Raw genomic sequence first — 21123 nt, forward strand, 5'->3', positions numbered from 1 at the left:
GATAAATTCGACTAGGAATTTATTCCTCTAAAAAGAAGGCTAACCAGAAAGAAAACTGGTCAGCCCTTATGTTCCCCTATTTTTGTTTATTTGCCACAATCTCCGTAATATATTTGGTTACATCTTTGATTTGTTTTTCAGTTAATAGCTCACCAAAGGCCGGCATGGTATTTCCACCTTTTTTGACCCTTGCCATTACTTTTTCCGGATCTTTCGCTACCTGACTTTGTTGCAGGTCTGGCCCATTATGTCCGCCTGTTCCTTCCCTGCCATGACAGGCCAAGCAATTTCCTTCAAACACCTTTTTTCCATCGTCCACATTGGCCACGGTATCACCATTTTCCTTGTCATCTTGTTTTTTGGTTTCGACAGGAGTGGTACCTGATTCAATGGTTCCATCTAAGGAGAAGGTCCATAAGGAGTCACCATGCTTGGAACCTGCTAACGCGTTTCCTGCTGCGAGCACAGTAATATATTCTTTACCTTCCACCTCATAGGCAATAGGAGCCGCATTTACACCTGCATCGGTTTTAAATTCCCATACTTGCTTACCTGTCTTAGCATCAAAGGCAACCAATCTTCCATCATTATGTCCTACGAAGACAAGTCCACCCTTTGTTGTTAACACGCCACTATAAGCATTGGAATCCCACTTGTTCTGCCAGGCAATTTTATTAGTTTTTACATCAATGGCCGTAATAGTACCTCTTACGGGAGCATCCTGTACGGGTTGAATAATACTCCCTAGATAGATACTTCCTTCTTTATACTCTTCTTCACTTCTGGTAAAAGTAGAATACTGGTCCGTTCCTAACACATAGAAATATTCTGTATCCGGGTTGTACGCTGAAGGCGGCCAGTTGGCTCCTCCGAACGTCGATGGTTTCACAAGCATTGGTTCTTCCCAATATGGATCAAAAATCTTACCTATATTTCCTTTATAGCCTTTTACCTCTTTCTGAAGATCTTCTTCCGTTACAACTTGCGGAACGAATGCGTCGCCCTTTGGAATTGGTTGAGTGGGCGATGTTTTTTGACGTTCTTCCTGCGGAACTGGCTTCTCCTCAATTCCTAATAATGGCTTCCCGTTTGTTCGATCTAGGATATAAAGCCAACCTGTTTTACCTGCCTGTGCAAGCGCCTTTCGCTTCTTCCCATCCTTTTTAACATCAAATAATATTACTGGATTCGGTGCATCTAAATCCCAAATATCGTGATGGACTTCTTGAAAGTGCCACTTGTATTTTCCTGTTTCAGCATCGATTGCCACTATGGAAGAAGAAAATAAGTTATTTCCTTTTCTCACACTTCCATCTAAATCAGGAGCCGCATTCCCTGTTGAAAAATATAGTAGCCCTAAATCAGGATCGACCGCAGGTGTTTGCCAAACAGGTGCTCCTCCTCGCTTCCAAGAATCGTTATCACTTGGCCAAGTTTCATGCCCCGTTTCTCCAGGGCCAGGTATAGTGTAGAAGCGCCAAAGCTCCTTCCCACTTTTGGCATTAAAGGCCGTAACCCTGCCCCGAATTCCGTATTCACCACCAGCGATACCCGTATAAATTTTCCCCTTATAGTATAGAGGTGCGCTGGTAATCGTATAACCCTTTTTCCAATCATCGACCACAGTCGACCAAACCTCTTTACCTGTCTTCTGGTCTAGAGCGACTAACCTGGCATCTAATAAAGCTACATAAACTAGTCCATCACCGAGTGCTACACCCCGACTTGTCCAACCGCAACACACAGTTGTTAACTCACTAATGTTCGGTTTATATGTCCATAACGTCTCGCCTTTTTTCACATCAACAGCAGATACTTGATCTGCTCCGGTAATAATGTACATGACACCGTTATAAACAACAGGTGATGCTTCTCCCGAATATTTAAACTCTTGCCCTGAACCTAGGTGGGTAACCCATTTTCCTTTTAGTTTATTAATGTTAGATGTACTGATTTTATCAAGGGTTGAATAACGCTGATTGAATGTATTCCCACCATTTGTTACCCAGTTATCCTTTGGTAAGGATGTCAGCTGCTTACTTGTAAATGCTGGCAGAGTAGGGTCTTTTACTTCCACTTTTGCCGCAGGCGGATTTTCATTTACTACATTCTTTCCACCGACCTTCTCCTTTTCTCCTACAGAGGTTAAAAAAAAGTAAAAAAGGACCACTATGACAAACATCCCTGTAAATCCAGCAATAATTAGACCTTTTTTTCTTGTTCCCAAACTTGCACCCGCTTTCTTTCTCTAGATAATAATGACTTATACCTAGTGTGTTTTTATAATTATTCAGTGTAATACCCCTTTCGTATCACTAAATAACATGAATTTTTAAAGCTAAAAAAGGAGGAAATCCACTGAAAATAAAAAAGAACCCTGCTAAACAAATAGCAAGGTTCCAGGAAATGTGTCGATATAAAAAAAATGAAGCCCAGCAACTAATGCCGGGCCTATTAAAACAACCCTAGGGGGGGTTATCTAGTTAGTCGAGGCTCAATGAAAAATAGTTTCACTTTCCTGAGTTTTTTCAAAAAAAAAACTGCATGTTTATTCCGCTGGAGTAGGAAGCGTTTGGATGTCTGATCCTTTCACTTCTTGTGTAACCAACTTTGGTAAAGCAAATAGATAATAGGTCCCTACAAGCATTAGTAGTATACCAACAGCCCAATAAATGGTGTCTACTTTTACAAATGCAGGGAAAATAACTGCTATGATTCCCAATGATAAGGAATGAGCCAGCATCATTAACGGGTCAACCCAACCTGAGACTCTCCCCATAAATTTAGGGTCCACGAGCTCAGTCATCCAGCCTGACAGTGCCACATTCACTGGGGCAATGAGTACACCCATAATAAATACGATGGACAGATAGAACCAGACATTTTCCACTGTTCCCATAATTAAAGTGAAGATGCCGCTTAAGATAATACCACCAATGATAACCCGATGAACTTTGAATACTTTAATCAATGGGCTACCAATTCCACTGCCAAGTACAAATCCGACCCCTAAAAAGATAGAAAATAAAGAGGCATACTGTGTAAAATGTTCTGGAGCAAGCTTATATTTCATTGTAAAAAGCGGAAGAACAGCAAAGGCACCGTTAATGAGACCAAATACCAGAAAGCCAGAAACGATGGATTTTAACAGCTTGAAATTAAGAATATATTTTAATCCTTCTCTAAAATCAGTGAGTACGGTAGAAATATGAATATCTTTGATATGTGTCTTCCCATTAGGAAGCCGTGCTTCTAATGGAATGGAGCAACTGCTTATGAGGAGCCCAGATATAATAAAGCTAACCCCGTCAATGATGACCGTCCCCATTAAGCCAATGTAGTGATAGGAGATCGCACCCATCCCCATCCCAAACAACATAAACAATCCGAGAACTGTTTGGTTTAGACCAGAGGCTTGCATATATTGCTCTTTATTTAGAACACCCTGTAAAATACTCATTTCTGCTGGGGCAAAAAACTTTGAAACGGCACTTCGAAGAAATAGGATTACAAATACTAACCAAAGGATATTGAAATAAACTGCTACTAGCAAAAAGCCTGTTAAAATGGCCCGAATCCAATCGGAGTTAGCAGCGATTTTCTTCCGGTCCAGCCTGTCAGCAGCCACTCCTACCATGAAGAAAACAAGCAGAATAGGCAGGGAATACATTAATTCCGCTATGGTTGCATAAAACGGCTGCTTGCTAAAGTGATCTAATAGGTAGAAAGCAAAGGCAACATTCCCAATTGTTGTTCCAAGCTGTGATGCAAAGGCCGCTAAAAACAATTTAGTGAAGACCCTATTTTTAAAAATAGACATTACAAACCACCTTCCGTTTCATCGACTTGTAAAACTGACATTAACATAGCCTTGAAGAGCTTTAATTGTTCACTCACTCGAACGTTATTGCTCCCTGCTGCTTTTGAGTGAAGTAAAAGACCTTCAAAATACGAGGTTATCATTTTAATAATCACATCTAAATCCACACTTGGTCTGAACTCTCCGTTCGCGACCCCCTGTTGTAAATAAAGCGATAAATATTCGTGCTGTTTTTTGTAGTGGACTTCGAGATATTCACGTCGTTCTGGCTGCTTCCATCCGCTGATAAAGTATTCATATATTACAATAGGCAGGTCGTCTGAAGCATGGTTGAATTGCTGGTCCATCATATCGATCAAGCCGCTCAAACCTTGCCAAACGGATAGTCCGCTCGTTAGTAGGTTATTGATTTGCGCTTCTGTTTCTTTATCATTTTCTGCGAGTATCGCTAGCATAATATCTTCTTTATTCGAAAAATACAAATACACCCAGCCACGGCTCATTCCTGTTTCATCTACAATATCCTGCATGGTCGAGTTAACATATCCCTTTCTTGTAAATACTACAACCGCTGAATCGATGATATGCTTTTTACGTTTCTCTTTTTCACTGTCAGAAATTTTTGGTGTCAAAGTAAAATCTCCTCCGTTTTTTTAAAAAAACAATGACATAACTGTCATTTTTATATTAGTGGATTTTATTTCCACTTTCAACTACTTTTTGGTAATTTTTATAAATAATAAATAACCTATTCATTCTCTAAATCGAATGTTGAAAATTTGTATTAATTAAAAAATATATTTTTTAACTAGTCTGTTATCTTATATAAAAAATGATATATTTAATATACTCACACCATTTTTCAAACGGAGGAATTACTTTGGATCGGTTACAACAATTGCTAAATAATTTGGAAATCATTCAATTCACTCATGCGGAAGATGCATGTATCGTTTTAGCAGACACAGAAAAGGTCATTGGATACCTTCCTGGCAAAACGATTGATCTGAAAGTCCCTTTAGGCGCATCTGCTGAAAATTTTAAAGGAACTGTTACTCATAACGCATTACTCACTGGTACGTCACAAAAGGAAGAACGTGGTTCAGAAATTTTTGGTGTTGCATATATAGCTACTGCAACACCTATCATAGAAAACAATGAAATAATTGGGGTCATTTCCACTATTGTTTCAAACAATAAAGTGGATATTTTAAGAAAAGGCGCACAAAAATTAACAGGTGTTAGCAGTGAGCTGGCTGCAACATCAGAAGAGGTAACAAAAGTAACGGAACAGATGGCAACTGAACTCAAAGAACTCGATGAGGAAACCACTTTCCTAAGAGATGAAATTAAACAGATTGAGGAGATCCTGGGAATCTTAAAGAAAACTGCTGTTAGATCCCGAATATTAGGTCTTAACGCTTCTATTGAAGCCGTTCGTTCCGGGGAACATGGAAAAGGATTTGCTGTGGTAGCTAAAGAAATTGAGAAAATGGCTGAAAATAATCGAGAAACAGTTGAAGGTGTAGAACCTCAATTAAAAGCGATGGTAGCTAATCTAGAAAAAATCATTACAACCATCCAACAAATTTCAACAGATTCTCATGAACAAGCAGTAAAGATGGAAGCATTCCATAAAGCGTTCGAACAAATTGTACATACAGCATCTGAATTAAATCTGCAAGCTACTAGTATTTAAAACCCTTAATCTACGAAGGCATCCTTACCTAGGATGCCTTTATTAGTTCATTTATAACATTTACAGAATTCTCTATTTTTTTATCTTCCTTGGTCTTCTCACAAGCTCTCCACCACAATTAGGGCAGACAGATTCCATCTCCTCGGTACAATCATGGCAAAAAGTACATTCGTAAGTACAAATATATGCTACTCCATCGTCTTGTACAGGTTTATTACATTTCTCACATATTTTTCTCATTTCCAAAGCCATTTTTGGTACTCCTTCTTTAAATTAGTTTTTTGGACGCGTAAAAATATCCTTATTCTATTAAAACACGATTCTACGAGCCCTTTTGTTGTTTTTTCCTTTGCCTACGGTCGCATAGAACCTCTCTACGAGCCCTTTTGCTGTTTTCTCCATTGACTACGGTCGCATAGAACCTCTCTACGAGACCTTTTGCTGTTTTTTTCTTTAACTTCGGGCTCATAGAACCACTCTACGAGCCCTTTTGCTGTTTTTTCCTCTCGCTTCGGGCTCATAGAACCTCTCTACGCGACCTTTTGTTGTTTTTTCCTTTAACTTCGGGCTCATAGAACCACTCTACGAGCCCTTTTGCTGTTTTTTTCTTTAACTTCGGGCTCATAGAACCTCTCTACGCGACCTTTTGCTTCTTTTTCCTTGAACTTCGGGCTCATAGAACCTCTCTACGAGCCCTTTTGTTGTTTTTTCCTTTGACTACGGTCGCATAGAACCCCTCTACACGACCTTTTGCTTCTTTTTCCTTGAACTTCGGGGTCATAGAACCTCTCTACGAGCCCTTTTGCGATTCTTCCCCTCAACTTAAGGCGATAGAACCATCTCTCTGCGGCACCACCCTCTTCTTTTTGCATTCACACAGTCAAATAGTCACCTAACTCAAGGAAACGCGATCACCTTTACTAGTTGGCTGAGATATAACCAAAAATTCCGCAGCGCTTTCTGATTCATTAAACATTTGATGAGGGATATGTGGCGGGACTTCTACTCCTTCTTGAGGTGTTAAGGCGAATCGTTCCCCATTAATCTCTAGTGTCGGACTTCCTGATAATACAAAGAAAAATTGCCGTGACTGTTGATGATAATGCCGTATCTCTGATGTCTGAGGAGGCATTCGTTCATGAATCACACTTAGTTCTTTTTGATTAACTAGATGCCAGCCATCACACTGATTTCCCCATGTGTAATGCTCTGCATTATGTTTGCTAATTTTCATTTAGTTGCTCCTTTTTAGATTGAATAAAACTACTTAAAAAACTCATGAACCAAATTGTTCCAATATTTTATACTCTTACTTTACTAAAGTCTTCACCCGTTGGTAAATACACACAAAAGGATAAATCAAAAAAGAAGGAGCAACCAGAGCCAAGTCATGATGTCAACGAAAATGCTAAGAGTTGTCATCTAATAGGGAAAGCAGCGAACGAATAAGACCCTTGTCTTATTCGAAACAAGGGTCTTCTATCTTTTACTATCCTCTATTGTCCATAGAACGATTCGATAAATACTATATATTCCTAAATAGGATCCAGTTAATAAGAACAGTGGATTCAAGAAAATCCCATGGATATTGGTCATGAATACGGTATTGTCCTTTATGATTTCGTAAATAGCAATTGAAGAGATATTACCAAATACGAGTGCAGATATGAGAGCGGCTAGATTGAATAACAAACGAAGTTTCGGCTTTGTTTTCTGCAAAAAAAGCATTAAAACAGGTGCGAGAATACTGCCAATAATTAATATAAACTTCATTAATAATCACCTCACTACCATAGTTGCCATTGTAGGGAGGTTAAAACCAAAGCAGACAAACTTTTATTGTGTTAATTGTAGTATCAAAAATCCTAAGCTGCCTTTCCAATTAGAATTTATTTTAAAGAGCCTTACGTCCCATGACTGCAACCGTATGAAATTTTCTTGAATTCGGCCCACCCAGTAATGCTACCTCTTGAAAACCAATTTTCTTAACACTAGGAATTAATTGTTCATCAATCATACTTTTTACCCCTTCCCATACTTCACCATTTTTCCCATCACATAGGGTAAGGATAAAATATCCTCCAGGTTTTAGTACCCGGTAAATCTCTGCTATTGTCTCATCAATGTTATTCCAAAAATAAATGGTATGTATGCTAAATACTTTGTCAAAGTGCTTATTTTGTAAAGGAAGATTTGTTACATTGCCTTGAACTAGTTCGGCTCGTCCTTCTGCTATTTCCTTTTTATTTCTTATGGCCGCGGACCGTAGCACAGTGGGTGAAAGGTCTAAGCCTACTACTTGAACAGCTAATGTTTGATCTAGGATTAGTTTCATGGCATAACCGGCACCGCAGCCCAGTTCTAATACACTTTCTCTCTTACCAATTTTTAAAAGCTCAAGTGTCCATAACGTTTCAGGCTTATGTTGCCGAACCATCTTTTCACCGAAATAGGTACCTATTAGCCCTCGAGGGTTACTATACTGACTATCAATAAATTCCCTCATTCGATTAATTAATCCCATAATTCCCCTTTGCTCCATTCCATTAAAATGAAGTCATCATTAAGCTTTTTAATTTTTTTAAAACCACACTTCTCATAGCAGGAAATGGCTCGATAATTATGAGTCTTAACATCTAATAAGACCCGAGAGGCACCTTTTTTTTCGCTAAGATAGTATAATAGCAATTGGATCATCGATGTCCCTAACCCTTTCCCCCATAACTGTGTCTCCCCAATAAATTGGTCTATACCAAAGATATTTTGATTTATTGGATACTCGTATGTCTCTAATTCTGTCTCTTGAACCTCGTAATATTGCATATAACCTATTGGTTTATTTTTGTATTCTACAATACAAGGTTTAACATAATGATTTCCTTCAATTCTAGGACCATATTTTTTTAATACTTGATCAAAGGTTAAGGGATGCTCCTCATAAAACTCCAATACCTTTGGGTCATTTAACCATGAGGCCATCTTCCCGAGGTCATCGTAAGTCTTGCATCTTATAAGTAATTCGCCCTTCTGTATCATGTTGCTTCACCCTTTGTTTATCCTGAGTTGTAAGCTAAATACTGACAAGGGGAGGAAATACTAGATAAAAGAATAGATCACATATCATTCCCCCTCATCATTTTACACAAGTCCTCTTCCAATTAGATTCGCAGAAATTGGCTTTTTTCCCACTTCTCTTGACCAGATGGATATTTGTCCTACATGGTGGATTTCATGGACTAGCGCATGCCGGATGACCTCACCCCAAGTAAAGGTCTCAACACTTCCATCAGGTTCATGAAGAGTAAGAATTCTTTCTTCCATACTAGAATCCCATGAGTTCACAAATCCCTCGACGTCTTGACGAAATACTTCGTTCAGTTCGCGGATCCTCTCTAGACTTTGGTATTCCTGAAAATTCTCTTGGAAATCAGGTTGCCCCTGTAATAGACGAATCCAACTCCACTCCACATCGATAATATGGAAAAGTGTATGTAAGATCCCACCTACGCCTCCGGTTCGGACGCGAAGTAACTCCTCCAGTGAAACATCTTCACACCAACGGAACCACTCTTCTCTGACCTGCCAATTGTACATAAAAAGTGTTTGCATATTTTCCTCCTAATCTATTTCTACCTTAAAAGCAGAGTAATAATTTGCTCTATTAATGGACTAGTCATTGAGTAAAGTTCCAATATGCTCCCATCCATAAATAAGTTCATTAAGCCTCTTTCCGCCTATTTCAACCTCGATAGTGTCTATTTTTTTGCCGCAAAGGGCTTCATAAAAAAGGCGGGAGTTATTTTCTTCTAGTACACATACCACCATGGAATCAATTTGCTGATCCTGTAACTCCTTGACGATTGGTTTCACTAGCGCTTTCCCAAGGCCTTTACCCTGATACTCTTTTAAAATATAAATCGCATATAATTCACCCGAAAAACCAGGGTATTCTCCTAATCTTTCTTTTCCACCAGATGAAAAACCAACGATAGTACCTTCATTATTTTCGGCAACATAAACACCGCCGTTTGGTATGATAATATTCCACATTTCCTCACGTTTTTCATAGGATAATTGATTTAAATAGTCTTCTGTCATAATGTTGGCATAGGTTGTCCTCCATGAATCCACATGGACTCTGGCAATTCCCTTCGCATCGGATAAAACAGCTTTTCTTATATTCATAGAAGCACCTCATTTTTTTAATTCCTCAAAACCCTAAAGTATATAAATTCTCAGTGTCACTTAACATTCCTGCACATTTTAAACTAGAAATGGACAGACTATAGGACGATACTGTGTTAATTTTGAGGTGAAAAAGTTGAAACAAATCGTTTTTATTAGACATGGACAAAGTCTATATAATTTAGAAAATCGTTTTACCGGCTGGACAGACGTGGACCTTACTGATGATGGCTATAGTGAGGCGAGAGATGCCGGTGCTATCTTAAAGAAACATGGCTTTATCTTTGACGTAGCCCATACTTCCGTATTAAAAAGAGCTATTCGAACATTATGGATTCTGCTCCATGAAATGGATCTAGTGTGGATTCCTGTGTATAAATCCTGGAGATTGAATGAAAGACATTACGGCGCCTTACAAGGCCTGAATAAATCGGAAGTGATTAAGCGCTATGGTGAAGATCAGGTCAATGAATGGAGACGCTCTGCTAGTATCTGTCCTCCTGAAATTCATCCTGAGGGCCATATTTTGGATCAAAAAGACCCGAAATATGCTCAAATTGGTATGAAGAATATTCCACTCACAGAGAGTCTCCTTGATACAGAAAAACGCACGTTGGTGTATTGGCATAGTCAAATTGTTCCGAACTTGCAAAACCACCAGCGAGTTATCATTTCTGCCCACGGGAATACATTAAGAGCACTCGTGAAATATCTCGACAACATTCCCGACGATGGGGTCGTGAGTCTCAATATTCCCAATAGCATTCCGCTCGTCTATGAACTAGATTACGATTTACATCCAATTAGACATTATTATCTTGACCATGATGGTGAGGTTCCAGAGCACAAAATCCCACGCCATATGGATGTAAATGACCCAGAAACTCATGATTGGATTGGCTAGAGCAAGAAGGGCAACCAGACTGATGCCCTTCCCAGCTTTTTACCACCCTTTGCTACTTCTTAATGAAATAATATGTGCAAGATGATGTCTTCCATGCCAAGCATAAATGCCTATATTTTTCCCAACTGAAACTTCCCCAGACTCTGGATGAATGAATATTTTTTCCAAATCAGAAGGAGTTAGCGTTCGTAAAAGCACTACCAAGCGCAAATGCAAAGCATCAAGCAACGATAACGATATAGTTACCGGCAGTTTTGAATCAGGAAGTTCTGCCCATTTGTCCTGGCCATAAGGTTTAATAATCGGTTTACTCTCAGTAAGAGCCAGTTTAAAACGTCCGTATGCATTCAGATGACTATCTGCCACATGATGTACTACCTGTCGGATAGTCCACCCCCCCGGACGATAGGGTGTATCTAGCTGATCATCGTTTAAATCACTTACTGCATCTCGCAGTAATCCCGGTAAATTTTCAATATCATGAATCCAGTCTTCTATGATAGTCTTCGTCATCTGACCTTCAAAATGAAACTTTCCAATTGGATAGCTTGCTTTCACCGTATCTTCCCCCAAATCATGAATTCTTCCTATGTACTCCTATTCGCCTTTTAAGGGAATCATTCCTTCTCCATATGCTGTTACCTGTCTTTTATATAAATTTTAAAGTATAATAAAGGTAAAGAATTTTTAGATAGCTCATTCAAAGGAAGATAATAATGATAAAAGATATCATTGAATATAAGAGACAACAACTATATCAAACCATTGGTCTTGTCGGACTGTCCTCTGACGAAACACTTAAGGTCAGCCAGGAACTAGAAAAATTAATGAACTTCCACACTAAAGTTCATCAACCTGAGGCACACAGAAGAAAAGATTCTGCAATGGTCCATAACAATTTCATTCATAATATCTTAGATGTTGCCTCAAAAGAAAAATTTGAATTACCCTTTGAAATAAACGAAAGAATCCTCACTGTCAACGAATGGTTTACAATGGATTTTGGCCATACCATTTTACAGGCCATTTCTGAACGCCATGGGGCTGAAGTAATGGAGGTCATAGGTGAGGCTGTACCTGAACACTGTATTTTCCCGGAGACCGTTCAAAGCTTCCAACAATCGTTGGAGCACCTGAATCACATTTTTCATCTAAACCATAAAAGCACTTCGTATATCGGTGAGTACCTTCCTTATATGGATATCAAGAATGAGATTCAACTATTTTGTCATACACCGAATTATTCTTCTGCCTTCAATTATGGAATTATCAAAGGATTGTCTAAAAAATTCAATCAACCCCTTCACTTAAAGGTAATCGATAAAGGTGTAGGCGGCCATTTTAAGATTATCGGATAATATAAAAATTCCCTCTAGTTAGAAATAACTAGAGGGTTTGCTTTATTCTTCATAGTTGCTCTTAAAAAGTCTTTTCACGCTAACTTTTAACTTATCAAGCAACGGGAAGCTAGACTGATAATCTAAACTTTCAATAACACTCGTGTAGTACCACTTTTGTTTTTCTTTCCCCCTATTAAATTTCTCCCAGACTTGGTCACCGAATTGTTCTATATCGCTGGCAATTGATTGTATATTATGTAGTTTATCTGCACAGGCAACGACACGTATTTTTTCAGGAGCGGTCTTTAAGTACTCAATCGTATCTGCTTTCCGTTCTTCCCAAGTAAGTGATTTATCAGGTTCTGAACATCCCTCTACAATATCAGCAATACTCTTTCCAAATAATTGCTCGATGTCTTGTAAAGATAGATCTGTGTCCTCTACGGTGTCATGTAATATTCCAGCGGCAACCAGTTCATCGCTGTAGCCCGCCTTTATTAAAATCATCCCTACCGCAATGGGGTGGGTGACATATGGAATATCCGTTCCTTTTCTATACTGTTTTTCATGGGCCTTGGCAGCAGTTTTCAGTGCTTTTTCAATGACATCCACATCATTCACACCTTTCTATTTAATATTTGGGTTTGCAAACTCAATATTCAATGCATCTGCTTGGGCTGGTGAGGATTCTCTGATTCCACCTTTAACCCACACCACCACCTCTTGCCCTTTTTCATATTTATTAATATCTCCATGGTCAGGCAAGGTGACCCAAACAAAGCCAACATTTTTATCCTTTAATAAAATTTGATTACTCTCTCGATTCACTTCTGTAATTATGCCTTTCAGATCAACTTTTCCTTTCTCCACATCACCCACATTACATCCCAACAAAGTAAAGCATAGGCTTATCAATAGCAAAAACGAAAATATTATTCTTTTCATGGTGGCCCCCCTATATTACTTACTATTATTCTGTTTCAAACAAATAATCCCCTGTTTATTTCAAAAATTAAGCCACCAATCGTATAGTTGGCGGCTTCCCTATAAAAAAATTTATCTATTTAACTCAACAGTTAGTAGCTTAATTGCTTCCATTACTTCTTTCACATTTTCCTCATCATTCATTTCATTTCTCGCATGAAGCAGAACAGGGCGAACTGATTCTACTGACCGGCCAAATTCGTACATCCACTCATAGCGCGGAACCATCCAGGTATGAAAATGGTGGGTCGTATCTTCGTTGTAAAAATAATAAACATAATCAATGCCAAGTACTTCTCGCTGTGCTTTTCTAATTTTTGTAAGGATATTGATGTAATCTAATTTTTCCTCCTCTGTTAGTTCATCAAAACATATGATATGGCGCTTGGACGCTAGGATGATTAATCCTTTGATCGGATACGCAACATCCTGATGTGCATGGAAATGTTCTGTTTCAATGACTACTCCTCCATCAGGCTCAATTAATCCGCTGGTTAGGGCACAACTCAAGCATTCTACCTCTACTGTAGTTCTGTTTGATAAAGTTATTTTTCTCATAGAGTTCCTCTTTCTTATATGCTGCTATCGCGAAGTTGGCTCACGTCAACATCTACTTTTCCTGCTTCTTTCTTGGAAAAAGTAGATGTAGCTCCCTTCTACTTCTACCTTTCCTTCTTCTTTCTTGGAAAAAGTAGATGTAGATCCCTTCTACTTCTACTTTTCCTGCTTCTTTCTGGAAAAAAGTAGACGTAGCTCCCTTCTACTTCTACTTTTCCTGCTTCTTTCTTGGAAAAAGTAGATGTAGACCCCTTCTACTTCTACTTTTCCTGCTTCTTTCTTGGAAAAAGTAGATGTAGCTCCCTTCTACTTCTACCTTTCCTGCTTCTTTCTTGGAAAAAGTAGACGTAGCTCCCTTCTACTTCTACTTTTCCTGCTTCTTTCTAGGTAAAAGTAGATGTAGACCCCTTCTGCTTCTACTTTTCCTTCTTCTTTCTTGGAAAAAGTAGATGTAGCTCCCTTCTACTTCTACTTTTCCTGCTTCTTTCTAGGAAAAAGTAGATGTAGCTCCCTTCTACTTCTACTTTTCCTTCTTCTTTCTAGGTAAAAGTAGATGTAGCTCCCTTCTACTTCTACTTTTCCTGCTTCTTTCTTGGAAAAAGTAGATGTAGCTCCCTTCTACTTCTACTTTTCCTGCTTCTTTCTTGGAAAAAGTAGATGTAGACCCCTTTTACTTGTACTTTTCCTGCTTCTTTCTTGGAAAAAGTAGATGTAGATCCCTTCTACTTCTACTTTTCCTGCTTCTTTCTAGGAAAAAGTAGATGTAGCTCCCTTCTACTTCTACCTTTCCTGCTTCTTTCTTGGAAAAAGTAGATGTAGCTCCCTTCTACTTCTACTTTTCCTTCTTCTTTCTTGGAAAAAGTAGATGTAGACCCCTTCTACTTCTACTTTTCCTTCTTCTTTCTTGGAAAAAGTAGATGTAGACCCCTTCTACTTCTACTTTTCCTGCTTCTTTCTTGGAAAAAGTAGATGTAGCTCCCTTCTACTTCTACTTTTCCTTCTTCTTTCTTGGAAAAAGTAGACGTAGATCCCTCCTACTTCTACTTTTCCTTCTTCTTTCTGAAAAAAAGTAGATGTTGCCATGACTTCTGACTATCTTTCTCTCTTTTCAGCCAACTTTGTCTGAAACCGCCAATAAAAATAAAAATCATTTGAATGTTAGCCGATAAGCCTTCACGATAATCCCGTCACCAGCCGGTTCAAAGTCAAATTGTGGCAGTCGTTCAAACCCGAGGCTTTCGTACAACCTCATCGCACTCTCCATAAATTGTCCAGTATGCAGTCCAACCGATGAATACCCTTTCTCCTTTGACCTCCGTATACACTCAGTAATTAACGCAGTCGCCACTCCCTTGCCCCTTGCTTCCGGTGTAACAGCAAGCATGCGAATTTCAGGATAATCTAGGGCATCTATGTACCCGTTGTATGCATCCGTTTTAGCCGGGAACAATGCCACACTACCTAAGATTTTTCCATTTAATTCAGCTACAATTCTTTCAACTCCTGGCTGTATATCAGCTTCTGAAGAAATTGACCGCTTCAGTGCTTCCCAATGCCCTTCTGGAATACATTCTGCATGTTCTCTGTAGGAATTAACTCTTTGTTCTCGGATGAAAGTACCTTCCTTCTCTTTTGCATCGCGAATCTTCATTTTTACACCTTCTTTCAATTGTTTTTCACTTAATGGATGAGAAATTTTTCCGTAGTATTACTTAATAATTGACGGTCATGCGCCGAGTGAAGTCCGGAGAGATCCGGTCCCTTTGGAAGGATCGTTTGCCCTTTCTGATCATTGTTGGCAATATGGTGTGATAAATGATAGTGCTTTTTTATAGCATCAAAATCGGTCGTGTCTCCAAAACCAGGAGTTTGAAAGAGATCTCTTAAGTAACCCCATAGATTCGGAAAATCAACAATTCGATTCCGATTAGCTTTAAAGGCTGAATAGTAAGCTACATCGAAACGAATTAATGTCGCATAGAGCCGAACATCTGAATCTGTAATATTATCGCCAAATAAAAAGCGCTTGGCAGCTAGCCGTTGCTCCAATTCATCTAATCTATGAAATAAGATGTCATAAGCTTCTTCATACGCTTCTTGTGACTGAGCGAAACCACACTTATACACCCCGTTGTTTACCTCATGAAAAATTACATCATTCAACGTATCTATTTCTTCACGTAGGTACTCAGGGTATAAATCAGGCGCATTTTCCTTGTGAAATGGCTTCCACACCGTTTCTAGATAGTTTGTAAGTTTAAAATAATCATTGTTGACGACTCTTTGCTCCTTAATATCAATCATCACAGGAACGGTTGGCCGTCCCGTGTAGTCAGGGTCTGTCTTAAGGTACAATTCACTCATAAAGCGCACACCTAATATTGGGTCTACACCGTTTGGATCTAATGAGAACTCCCAGTCTACATGGGGGAGTTTAGGCCTCATTGGGCTTGCCGTTCCAAGACTAATAACCTCTTCTAAACCTAGTATTCTTCGAACAATCACAGACCGATGTGCCCATGGGCATACAGCAGACCATAATAATCGGTACCTTCCTGCCTCAACTGGAAGCTCGCCATCCTCCTTACCAAATGGAGTCGTAAACCTATTCTTCTGACGTTTAAATGCACCATCAGATGAGATTTCCTGATTCGTCACTTTCTTTTCCATATGTGACACTTTTATTCATCCCTCCATTTTGAGCATATGACTTTATATCATTTTAACCGGTATATGGTTGTAAATGGAAGCAATAACATTAAATGTTTGTTCACTAGACACCGAAGTGTTTTAATAGAAAAATAAGATTAAACCTGCTTTACCAGAGCAGAAATTGACAGGATTTAAGATTCTTTGGCTGTTAGCATCTAATTAAGGAGTGAGCTATATGGGATGGGTTGAATCACTGCAGAGAGCGATTGATTATATGGAGGAGCATTTGCTTGATGACATCACAATTGAGGACATTGCGAAACAAGCACATGTATCTGAGTTTCATTTTCAACGAACATTTACGATTTTAACGGATATTTCTGTAGGTGAATATCTTCGTCGTAGACGTTTAACGTTGGCTGCACAAGAATTATCAGCAACAAATAGCAAAATCATTGATATCGCCCTGAAATATGGTTACGACACTCCGGAAGCTTTTTCAAAAGCATTTCGAAGGCAGCATGGATTAACTCCTAGCCAAGCACGAAATCACACGGGAAAGCTAACATCGTATAACCGCCTGGCGATCCAGGTCACTTTGAGAGGAGTAGATCCAATGAATTATAAGATTATCGAAAGAGACGGTTTCAAAGTTGTTGGAGTGAAGAGAGAGTTTTCATGTGTCAACGACGAAAATTTAAAAGGCATTCCCAACATGTGGGGGGATGTTCATGCCGATGGAACCAATGATCGACTAGTTCAACTGAATAATGGGCAGATAAAAGGAGTCCTTGGTGTTTGTGTAGATAAACGGGAAGGTTTAACGCCGGAAAAATTGGATTATTGGATTGCTACGGAATATGAAGGCGATATGCCAGAGAATCTGTTGCAGCTAGATATCCCTGCTGCAAAATGGGGTATTTTTGAAGTTCATGGCCCAATGCCCCATGCCATGCAGAACGCTTGGAAACAGATTTTCTCAGAATGGTTCCCGTCCAGTCAGTATGAGCACGCAGGGGGGCCGGAATTAGAGGTCTATCCTGCCGGAGATCCGTGGGGACCCGATTATTACTCTGAAATTTGGATTCCGTTAAAATAATTTTGGGTAAACGGCAGCCTTTTGGACTGCCGTTTATGTTTGTAATTAATGGTAGTTACTATATGGTTTCCGTGGGATTCACAGCGTCATGTAACTCCGTTTCTAGTTCTTCCTGATAATTTACTTTTTCTTCTCCCGTCCATTCGAGATACTCCGCCATCAAGTCCATTACAGCTTGTTTCCACTTTTGGACCCATTGAATATTAAAATATAATGCGCTCGTCCGCCGGATAAAAAAATCCACAGGTTTAACCGTCATTTCCTCCTCCAAGCTATACACCAATTGCACATATACATCCAATGGTAAACCATACGTGTGATCGGAATTGTAACCCTTGGCCATCTCAAAAATTCGATGAATATTGGAACCGTATCGATGGACTAATTGTAAGTACTGTTCCTTCGTAAACCCATTCACAATGGCTTCCTCTAAATTTTTTTCAATAAAAGCTTGAAACTTGCTGGATCCGCCAAAATGACCACCGGAAATAGGCATATGCTTGGTTTGACATGCTTTAAACCGAAGCCCCCATTCCTCCTCTAACTTCTTCGCTATCAAATCAACCACTGTTTCCGCCATTTTGCGGTAACCGGTCAACTTACCTCCTGCAATCGTGACTAAACCTGAATCGGATACCCAGATTTCATCCTTACGGGAAATTTCTGAAGGGTCCTTTCCCTCCTCATAAATTAACGGCCTTACCCCTGCCCAACTGGACTCAATATCCTCTTCTTTAATCTGCACCTTAGGGAACATGTAATGAATGGTCTCAATAAGATAGGCCCGGTCCTCAGAAGTCATTTTGGGATGAGCAAGCTCTTTATCAAAAAATGTATCTGTAGTTCCTACATACGTTTTACCCTCACGAGGAATGGCAAACACCATTCTGCCGTCAGGTGTATCAAAATAGACGGCCTGTTTCAAAGGAAACCTGGACTGGTCAATGACTATATGAACTCCTTTTGTCAGCCTCAGTTTTTTCCCGGACATGGAATGGTCCTTGTCGCGAAGTGAGTCCACCCAAGGTCCGGTGGCATTAATGATTTTCTTCGCATAAATATCATACACATCCCCATTTAACTGATTAGTGACCCGTACACCTACTACTTTTCCATCTCGGTAAAGAAGCTCGTTTGCTTTTGTGTAATTGACTGCCTTTACACCTCTAGCGACCGCTTCCTTCAACACTTCAATCGTCAAACGGGCATCATCGGTGCGGTATTCTACGTAAATCCCCCCGCCCATTAAACCCTCTTGCTTAAGAAGTGGTTCTTTTTCAATAGTCTGTTCAACGGACAGCATCGATCGCCGTTCTGCCTTTTTTACACCTGCTAAAAAATCATAGACTCGAAGCCCCATAGAAGTGCTAAATCTGCCAAAGGTCCCTCCTTGGTGGATCGGCAAAAGCATCCATTCTGGAGTGGTCACGTGCGGGCCATTCTCGTACACAATAGCGCGTTCCTTTCCCACTTCAGCAACCATTTTTACTTCAAATTGCTTTAAATAGCGCAAGCCTCCATGAACAAGTTTAGTAGAACGACTGGATGAGCCCGCAGCATAATCCTGCATTTCTATCAAAGCGGTATTCAATCCCCTAGTGACGGCGTCAAGCGCAATCCCGCAGCCTGTAATCCCTCCTCCAATGACGAGGACATCAAATGCTTCTGAGGTCATTTCGTTTAATACTTCTATTCTATTTGAACTTGAGAATTTCAATGGAATACCCTCCTATTTAAGGAAAAGAGCTAATTATGATTTACCCTATTTAAATGTATTCATTCCTCTCACCAAAGTCTCCAACATATTACTTTGCTTTCTTTTTCTGTTAAGATAATAATAAGCATTATAGAAGCCAAAATTTAGGAGGATTCCCATGTTCTTATCCTTTCCCATTTGCGCTGCCCTTTTAGGAATGCTAATTGCTCAATTTGTAAAAATTCCGATACACTTTTTAGCCTCAAGAGAACTAAAATGGAGCTTAATGTTTAGTACGGGCGGGATGCCTAGTTCCCACACAGCCACCATTATTTCTTTGACTACAGCGATCGGTATTACAGCCGGAGTTCAGTCAAATGAGTTTGCGATAGCGGTAATTGTCTCCCTTATTGTGATGCACGATGCGATGGGTGTTCGAAGACATGCCGGCTACCATGCTGAAGTGCTAAATGCATTGCTGGCTGATTTCAATCTACTCATCGAAACCTTAAAGCATCCAAGTTTAAAGAAAACAGAGTCCCGTGACAAGCTAAAGGAACTGCTCGGCCACCAGCCGGCAGAGGTATTTTTCGGAGCGATTACAGGGATTATTGTGGGGTATTTGACTTATTTGGTTTATCCGTTTTAGTTATTTGTAATGAATTATGGGGTCCATGAGTTGTGTTTGTTTTCGAGGAAGTTCGAAGATAGTGAGGTATTTGGTCGCGTATTATTTCTTCGCGACCGTTTCAATTTGCGAAGCCCGTTTCAAGCACGTAGAATCCTTCTACGTAACCCATTTTGGGTTTTTCTACCGGTTCCGGGCACGTAGATCCCTTCTACGTTACCCAGTTCGGTTTTTCCTACCGGTTTCGGGCACGTAGATTCCTTCTACGTTACCCGTTGTGGTTTTTCCATCAATTTCGGACACGTAGATCCCTTCTACGTTACCCGTTTTGGTTTTTCCATCAATTTCGGGCACGTAGAATCCCCCTACATTACCGGTTTCATTTTTGACACCCCATAACGGTCGCATAGACTCTACTACTCGACCACAGCTTCTTTTTCCCTTCTAAATGCTTTGTTAAAAAACTCATTTAAACCAGTGCTATATCGTATAATCCTCCGGAATAAACACCCGTAACTGCTTCGGCTTTACAAACACCTCATCCCCTGTTATCAAACCTAAACTGCGATACCGGTCCTTTGTTAATTCAGCTTCTAGAAACTCCCCTGTATCCTTACGAATCAACTCCAGTTGAACCACTGCACCGACTGAATGAATATAACTAATCTCGGCGTTTACCGAATCGGCACTCGGTTCGCGCTCAATACTGATATCATGGGGTCTAACATATCCCACCGCTTCGGTATTCACCGTTCCTTCATATTCAGGGTCATTCACTTCCATCTCAAAATTTCCATGCCGTAACTTCCCATTGTGTAGACGGCCTTTAAACAAATTCACATTCCCTAAAAAGTGATAAACAAACGGAGTTTTGGGATTTTCATAGACTTCTTCAGGTGTACCAATTTGTTCAATCTTCCCTTCGTTCATTACCACTATTCGGTCAGCCACATCCAGCGCTTCCTCCTGGTCATGTGTCACAAAAATACTCGTAATCTGGTAATCATCATGAAGCTTTCGCAGCCAGCGCCGTAAATCCTTTCGTACCTTTGCATCTAGGGCGCCAAATGGTTCATCTAACAAAAGGACTTTAGGCTCAACAGCCAATGCTCTTGCTAAGGCAACTCGCTGACGCTGGCCGCCCGACAATTGAGCTGGGTAGCGGTCAGCAAAGAATTCCAACTTAACTAGTCTTAACAACTCCTCTACCTTCTCCTTGATTTCTTGCTTAGAAGGCCGGGTCTTCCTTGGTCTTACCTTTAACCCGTACGCAATATTATCAAAAACAGTCATATGCCGAAAAAGTGCATAGTGTTGAAAAACAAAGCCGACCTTCCGCTCTTTCGTACTAATGTACGTCATATCCTCTTCCCCGAACAGAATAGCTCCCTGGTTGGCTGCTTCTAATCCAGCAATAATTCTTAATAGTGAGGTTTTCCCTGAACCAGACGGGCCAAGAAGAGCAACGAGTTCTCCCGTTTGAATATCAATAGAAATATTATCTAAGGCTTTAAATCTCCCAAATGATTTTGAGATTTGGTTAATTTGTATGCTCATC

24 protein-coding genes are annotated in these 21123 nt (G+C 39.8%); 5 read left to right on the forward strand and 19 right to left on the reverse strand.

The features are described 5' to 3' along the window. Positions 1-76 precede the first annotated feature (76 nt). The 3 genes from QE429_RS22445 to QE429_RS22455 form a co-directional block, all read right to left on the reverse strand. The gene (locus tag QE429_RS22445) at positions 77-2227 is read right to left on the reverse strand and encodes a PQQ-dependent dehydrogenase, methanol/ethanol family (RefSeq protein WP_307290172.1); all 2151 of its coding nucleotides are present in this window, start codon (positions 2225-2227) and stop codon (positions 77-79) included. Between the two features lie 321 nt (positions 2228-2548). Then, a complete protein-coding gene (locus tag QE429_RS22450) occupies positions 2549-3820 on the reverse strand; it encodes an MFS transporter (protein WP_307290173.1) in 1272 nt (423 codons plus the stop codon). Continuing rightward, positions 3820-4452: a TetR/AcrR family transcriptional regulator gene (locus tag QE429_RS22455; RefSeq protein WP_307290175.1), complete on the reverse strand. Its 633-nt coding sequence runs from the start codon at positions 4450-4452 to the stop codon at positions 3820-3822. Before QE429_RS22455 ends, QE429_RS22450 begins: the two co-directional genes overlap by 1 nt. Before the next feature lie 248 nt (positions 4453-4700). On the opposite strand from QE429_RS22455, the gene QE429_RS22460 reads away from it, so the two are divergent. Further along, the gene (locus QE429_RS22460; protein WP_307290176.1) at positions 4701-5519 is read left to right on the forward strand and encodes a methyl-accepting chemotaxis protein; all 819 of its coding nucleotides are present in this window, start codon (positions 4701-4703) and stop codon (positions 5517-5519) included. 72 nt (positions 5520-5591) lie between these two features. On the opposite strand, the gene QE429_RS22465 is transcribed toward QE429_RS22460, so the two are convergent. The 7 genes from QE429_RS22465 to QE429_RS22495 all read right to left on the reverse strand — a co-directional run bounded on the left by QE429_RS22465 (position 5592) and on the right by QE429_RS22495 (position 9704). After that, the gene (locus tag QE429_RS22465) at positions 5592-5771 is read right to left on the reverse strand and encodes a DUF1272 domain-containing protein (protein ID WP_307290178.1); all 180 of its coding nucleotides are present in this window, start codon (positions 5769-5771) and stop codon (positions 5592-5594) included. Positions 5772-6411: 640 nt separating this feature from the next. After that, positions 6412-6753 carry a cupin domain-containing protein gene (locus QE429_RS22470; protein WP_307290180.1) on the reverse strand — a complete coding sequence of 114 codons (342 nt, stop codon included), beginning with the start codon at positions 6751-6753 and terminating at the stop codon, positions 6412-6414. Between the two features lie 245 nt (positions 6754-6998). Further along, positions 6999-7292 carry a transposase gene (locus QE429_RS22475; RefSeq protein ID WP_307290182.1) on the reverse strand — a complete coding sequence of 98 codons (294 nt, stop codon included), beginning with the start codon at positions 7290-7292 and terminating at the stop codon, positions 6999-7001. A gap of 121 nt (positions 7293-7413) precedes the next feature. Next, a complete protein-coding gene (locus QE429_RS22480) occupies positions 7414-8043 on the reverse strand; it encodes a class I SAM-dependent methyltransferase (RefSeq protein WP_307290184.1) in 630 nt (209 codons plus the stop codon). Next, positions 8034-8555, reverse strand: coding sequence for a GNAT family N-acetyltransferase (locus QE429_RS22485; RefSeq protein WP_307290186.1), 522 nt, complete (start codon positions 8553-8555; stop codon positions 8034-8036). The genes QE429_RS22480 and QE429_RS22485 overlap by 10 nt, the downstream gene beginning before the upstream one ends. 102 nt (positions 8556-8657) lie before the next feature. After that, positions 8658-9128: a DinB family protein gene (locus QE429_RS22490; protein WP_307290187.1), complete on the reverse strand. Its 471-nt coding sequence runs from the start codon at positions 9126-9128 to the stop codon at positions 8658-8660. A 60-nt stretch (positions 9129-9188) separates the two neighbouring features. Then, entirely contained in the window at positions 9189-9704 is a 516-nt protein-coding gene (locus QE429_RS22495; protein ID WP_307290189.1) for a GNAT family N-acetyltransferase, read from the reverse strand. 136 nt (positions 9705-9840) lie between these two features. Between QE429_RS22495 and gpmA the strand changes: the two genes are divergently transcribed. Next, positions 9841-10608 (forward strand): 2,3-diphosphoglycerate-dependent phosphoglycerate mutase, encoded by a 768-nt coding sequence (gene gpmA, locus QE429_RS22500; protein ID WP_307290191.1) that lies wholly within the window; start codon positions 9841-9843, stop codon positions 10606-10608. 39 nt (positions 10609-10647) lie between these two features. Here gpmA and QE429_RS22505 read toward each other — a convergent pair whose 3' ends face one another. After that, entirely contained in the window at positions 10648-11166 is a 519-nt protein-coding gene (locus QE429_RS22505; protein ID WP_307290193.1) for a YfiT family bacillithiol transferase, read from the reverse strand. Positions 11167-11324: 158 nt separating this feature from the next. Between QE429_RS22505 and QE429_RS22510 the strand changes: the two genes are divergently transcribed. Beyond that, the gene (locus tag QE429_RS22510) at positions 11325-11966 is read left to right on the forward strand and encodes an aspartyl-phosphate phosphatase Spo0E family protein (RefSeq protein WP_307290195.1); all 642 of its coding nucleotides are present in this window, start codon (positions 11325-11327) and stop codon (positions 11964-11966) included. A 42-nt stretch (positions 11967-12008) separates the two neighbouring features. Here the strand turns inward: QE429_RS22510 and QE429_RS22515 are convergent, their stop codons facing one another. The 5 genes from QE429_RS22515 to QE429_RS22535 form a co-directional block, all read right to left on the reverse strand. After that, a complete protein-coding gene (locus QE429_RS22515) occupies positions 12009-12560 on the reverse strand; it encodes an HD domain-containing protein (protein ID WP_307290196.1) in 552 nt (183 codons plus the stop codon). Positions 12561-12575: 15 nt separating this feature from the next. After that, complete coding sequence (locus tag QE429_RS22520) at positions 12576-12893, reverse strand: DUF3221 domain-containing protein (protein ID WP_307290197.1); 318 nt, start codon at positions 12891-12893, stop codon at positions 12576-12578. A gap of 111 nt (positions 12894-13004) precedes the next feature. Further along, positions 13005-13490, reverse strand: coding sequence for an HIT family protein (locus QE429_RS22525; RefSeq protein WP_307290199.1), 486 nt, complete (start codon positions 13488-13490; stop codon positions 13005-13007). Positions 13491-14637: 1147 nt separating this feature from the next. Beyond that, the gene (locus tag QE429_RS22530) at positions 14638-15141 is read right to left on the reverse strand and encodes a GNAT family N-acetyltransferase (RefSeq protein ID WP_307290200.1); all 504 of its coding nucleotides are present in this window, start codon (positions 15139-15141) and stop codon (positions 14638-14640) included. A gap of 29 nt (positions 15142-15170) precedes the next feature. Next, entirely contained in the window at positions 15171-16160 is a 990-nt protein-coding gene (locus tag QE429_RS22535; protein ID WP_307290926.1) for a glutathione S-transferase family protein, read from the reverse strand. A gap of 217 nt (positions 16161-16377) precedes the next feature. Here QE429_RS22535 and QE429_RS22540 point away from each other — a divergent pair, with 217 nt between their 5' ends. Beyond that, positions 16378-17241 (forward strand): AraC family transcriptional regulator, encoded by an 864-nt coding sequence (locus QE429_RS22540; RefSeq protein WP_307290202.1) that lies wholly within the window; start codon positions 16378-16380, stop codon positions 17239-17241. Between the two features lie 58 nt (positions 17242-17299). Here the strand turns inward: QE429_RS22540 and QE429_RS22545 are convergent, their stop codons facing one another. After that, positions 17300-18916 carry a glycerol-3-phosphate dehydrogenase/oxidase gene (locus tag QE429_RS22545; protein WP_307290928.1) on the reverse strand — a complete coding sequence of 539 codons (1617 nt, stop codon included), beginning with the start codon at positions 18914-18916 and terminating at the stop codon, positions 17300-17302. Between the two features lie 199 nt (positions 18917-19115). On the opposite strand from QE429_RS22545, the gene QE429_RS22550 reads away from it, so the two are divergent. After that, a complete protein-coding gene (locus QE429_RS22550) occupies positions 19116-19586 on the forward strand; it encodes a divergent PAP2 family protein (RefSeq protein WP_307290204.1) in 471 nt (156 codons plus the stop codon). A 195-nt stretch (positions 19587-19781) separates the two neighbouring features. Here the strand turns inward: QE429_RS22550 and QE429_RS22555 are convergent, their stop codons facing one another. Continuing rightward, the gene (locus QE429_RS22555; RefSeq protein WP_307290207.1) at positions 19782-19919 is read right to left on the reverse strand and encodes a hypothetical protein; all 138 of its coding nucleotides are present in this window, start codon (positions 19917-19919) and stop codon (positions 19782-19784) included. 126 nt (positions 19920-20045) lie between these two features. Then, on the reverse strand, positions 20046-21122 hold the full coding sequence (locus QE429_RS22560; protein ID WP_307290208.1) for a sulfate/molybdate ABC transporter ATP-binding protein: 1077 nt from the start codon (positions 21120-21122) through the stop codon (positions 20046-20048). Position 21123 lies beyond the last annotated feature (1 nt).

Source organism: Bacillus sp. SORGH_AS_0510, from assembly GCF_030818775.1.
Taxonomy (GTDB): domain Bacteria; phylum Bacillota; class Bacilli; order Bacillales; family Cytobacillaceae; genus Neobacillus.

Excerpts from the sequence above, each read along its gene's own strand:
- QE429_RS22465 (WP_307290178.1), bottom strand. The coding sequence starts at position 5,771 with ATGGCTTTGGAAATGAGAAAAATATGTGAGAAATGTAATAAACCTGTA.
- QE429_RS22490 (WP_307290187.1), bottom strand. The coding sequence starts at position 9,128 with ATGCAAACACTTTTTATGTACAATTGGCAGGTCAGAGAAGAGTGGTTC.
- QE429_RS22450 (WP_307290173.1), bottom strand. The coding sequence starts at position 3,820 with ATGTCTATTTTTAAAAATAGGGTCTTCACTAAATTGTTTTTAGCGGCC.
- QE429_RS22470 (WP_307290180.1), bottom strand. The coding sequence starts at position 6,753 with ATGAAAATTAGCAAACATAATGCAGAGCATTACACATGGGGAAATCAG.
- QE429_RS22525 (WP_307290199.1), bottom strand. The coding sequence starts at position 13,490 with ATGAGAAAAATAACTTTATCAAACAGAACTACAGTAGAGGTAGAATGC.
- QE429_RS22480 (WP_307290184.1), bottom strand. The coding sequence starts at position 8,043 with ATGGGATTAATTAATCGAATGAGGGAATTTATTGATAGTCAGTATAGT.
- QE429_RS22545 (WP_307290928.1), bottom strand. The coding sequence starts at position 18,916 with ATGACCTCAGAAGCATTTGATGTCCTCGTCATTGGAGGAGGGATTACA.
- QE429_RS22475 (WP_307290182.1), bottom strand. The coding sequence starts at position 7,292 with ATGAAGTTTATATTAATTATTGGCAGTATTCTCGCACCTGTTTTAATG.
- QE429_RS22550 (WP_307290204.1), top strand. The coding sequence starts at position 19,116 with ATGTTCTTATCCTTTCCCATTTGCGCTGCCCTTTTAGGAATGCTAATT.
- QE429_RS22510 (WP_307290195.1), top strand. The coding sequence starts at position 11,325 with ATGATAAAAGATATCATTGAATATAAGAGACAACAACTATATCAAACC.
- QE429_RS22485 (WP_307290186.1), bottom strand. The coding sequence starts at position 8,555 with ATGATACAGAAGGGCGAATTACTTATAAGATGCAAGACTTACGATGAC.
- QE429_RS22520 (WP_307290197.1), bottom strand. The coding sequence starts at position 12,893 with ATGAAAAGAATAATATTTTCGTTTTTGCTATTGATAAGCCTATGCTTT.
- QE429_RS22495 (WP_307290189.1), bottom strand. The coding sequence starts at position 9,704 with ATGAATATAAGAAAAGCTGTTTTATCCGATGCGAAGGGAATTGCCAGA.
- QE429_RS22560 (WP_307290208.1), bottom strand. The coding sequence starts at position 21,122 with ATGAGCATACAAATTAACCAAATCTCAAAATCATTTGGGAGATTTAAA.
- QE429_RS22530 (WP_307290200.1), bottom strand. The coding sequence starts at position 15,141 with ATGAAGATTCGCGATGCAAAAGAGAAGGAAGGTACTTTCATCCGAGAA.
- QE429_RS22535 (WP_307290926.1), bottom strand. The coding sequence starts at position 16,160 with ATGGAAAAGAAAGTGACGAATCAGGAAATCTCATCTGATGGTGCATTT.
- QE429_RS22540 (WP_307290202.1), top strand. The coding sequence starts at position 16,378 with ATGGGATGGGTTGAATCACTGCAGAGAGCGATTGATTATATGGAGGAG.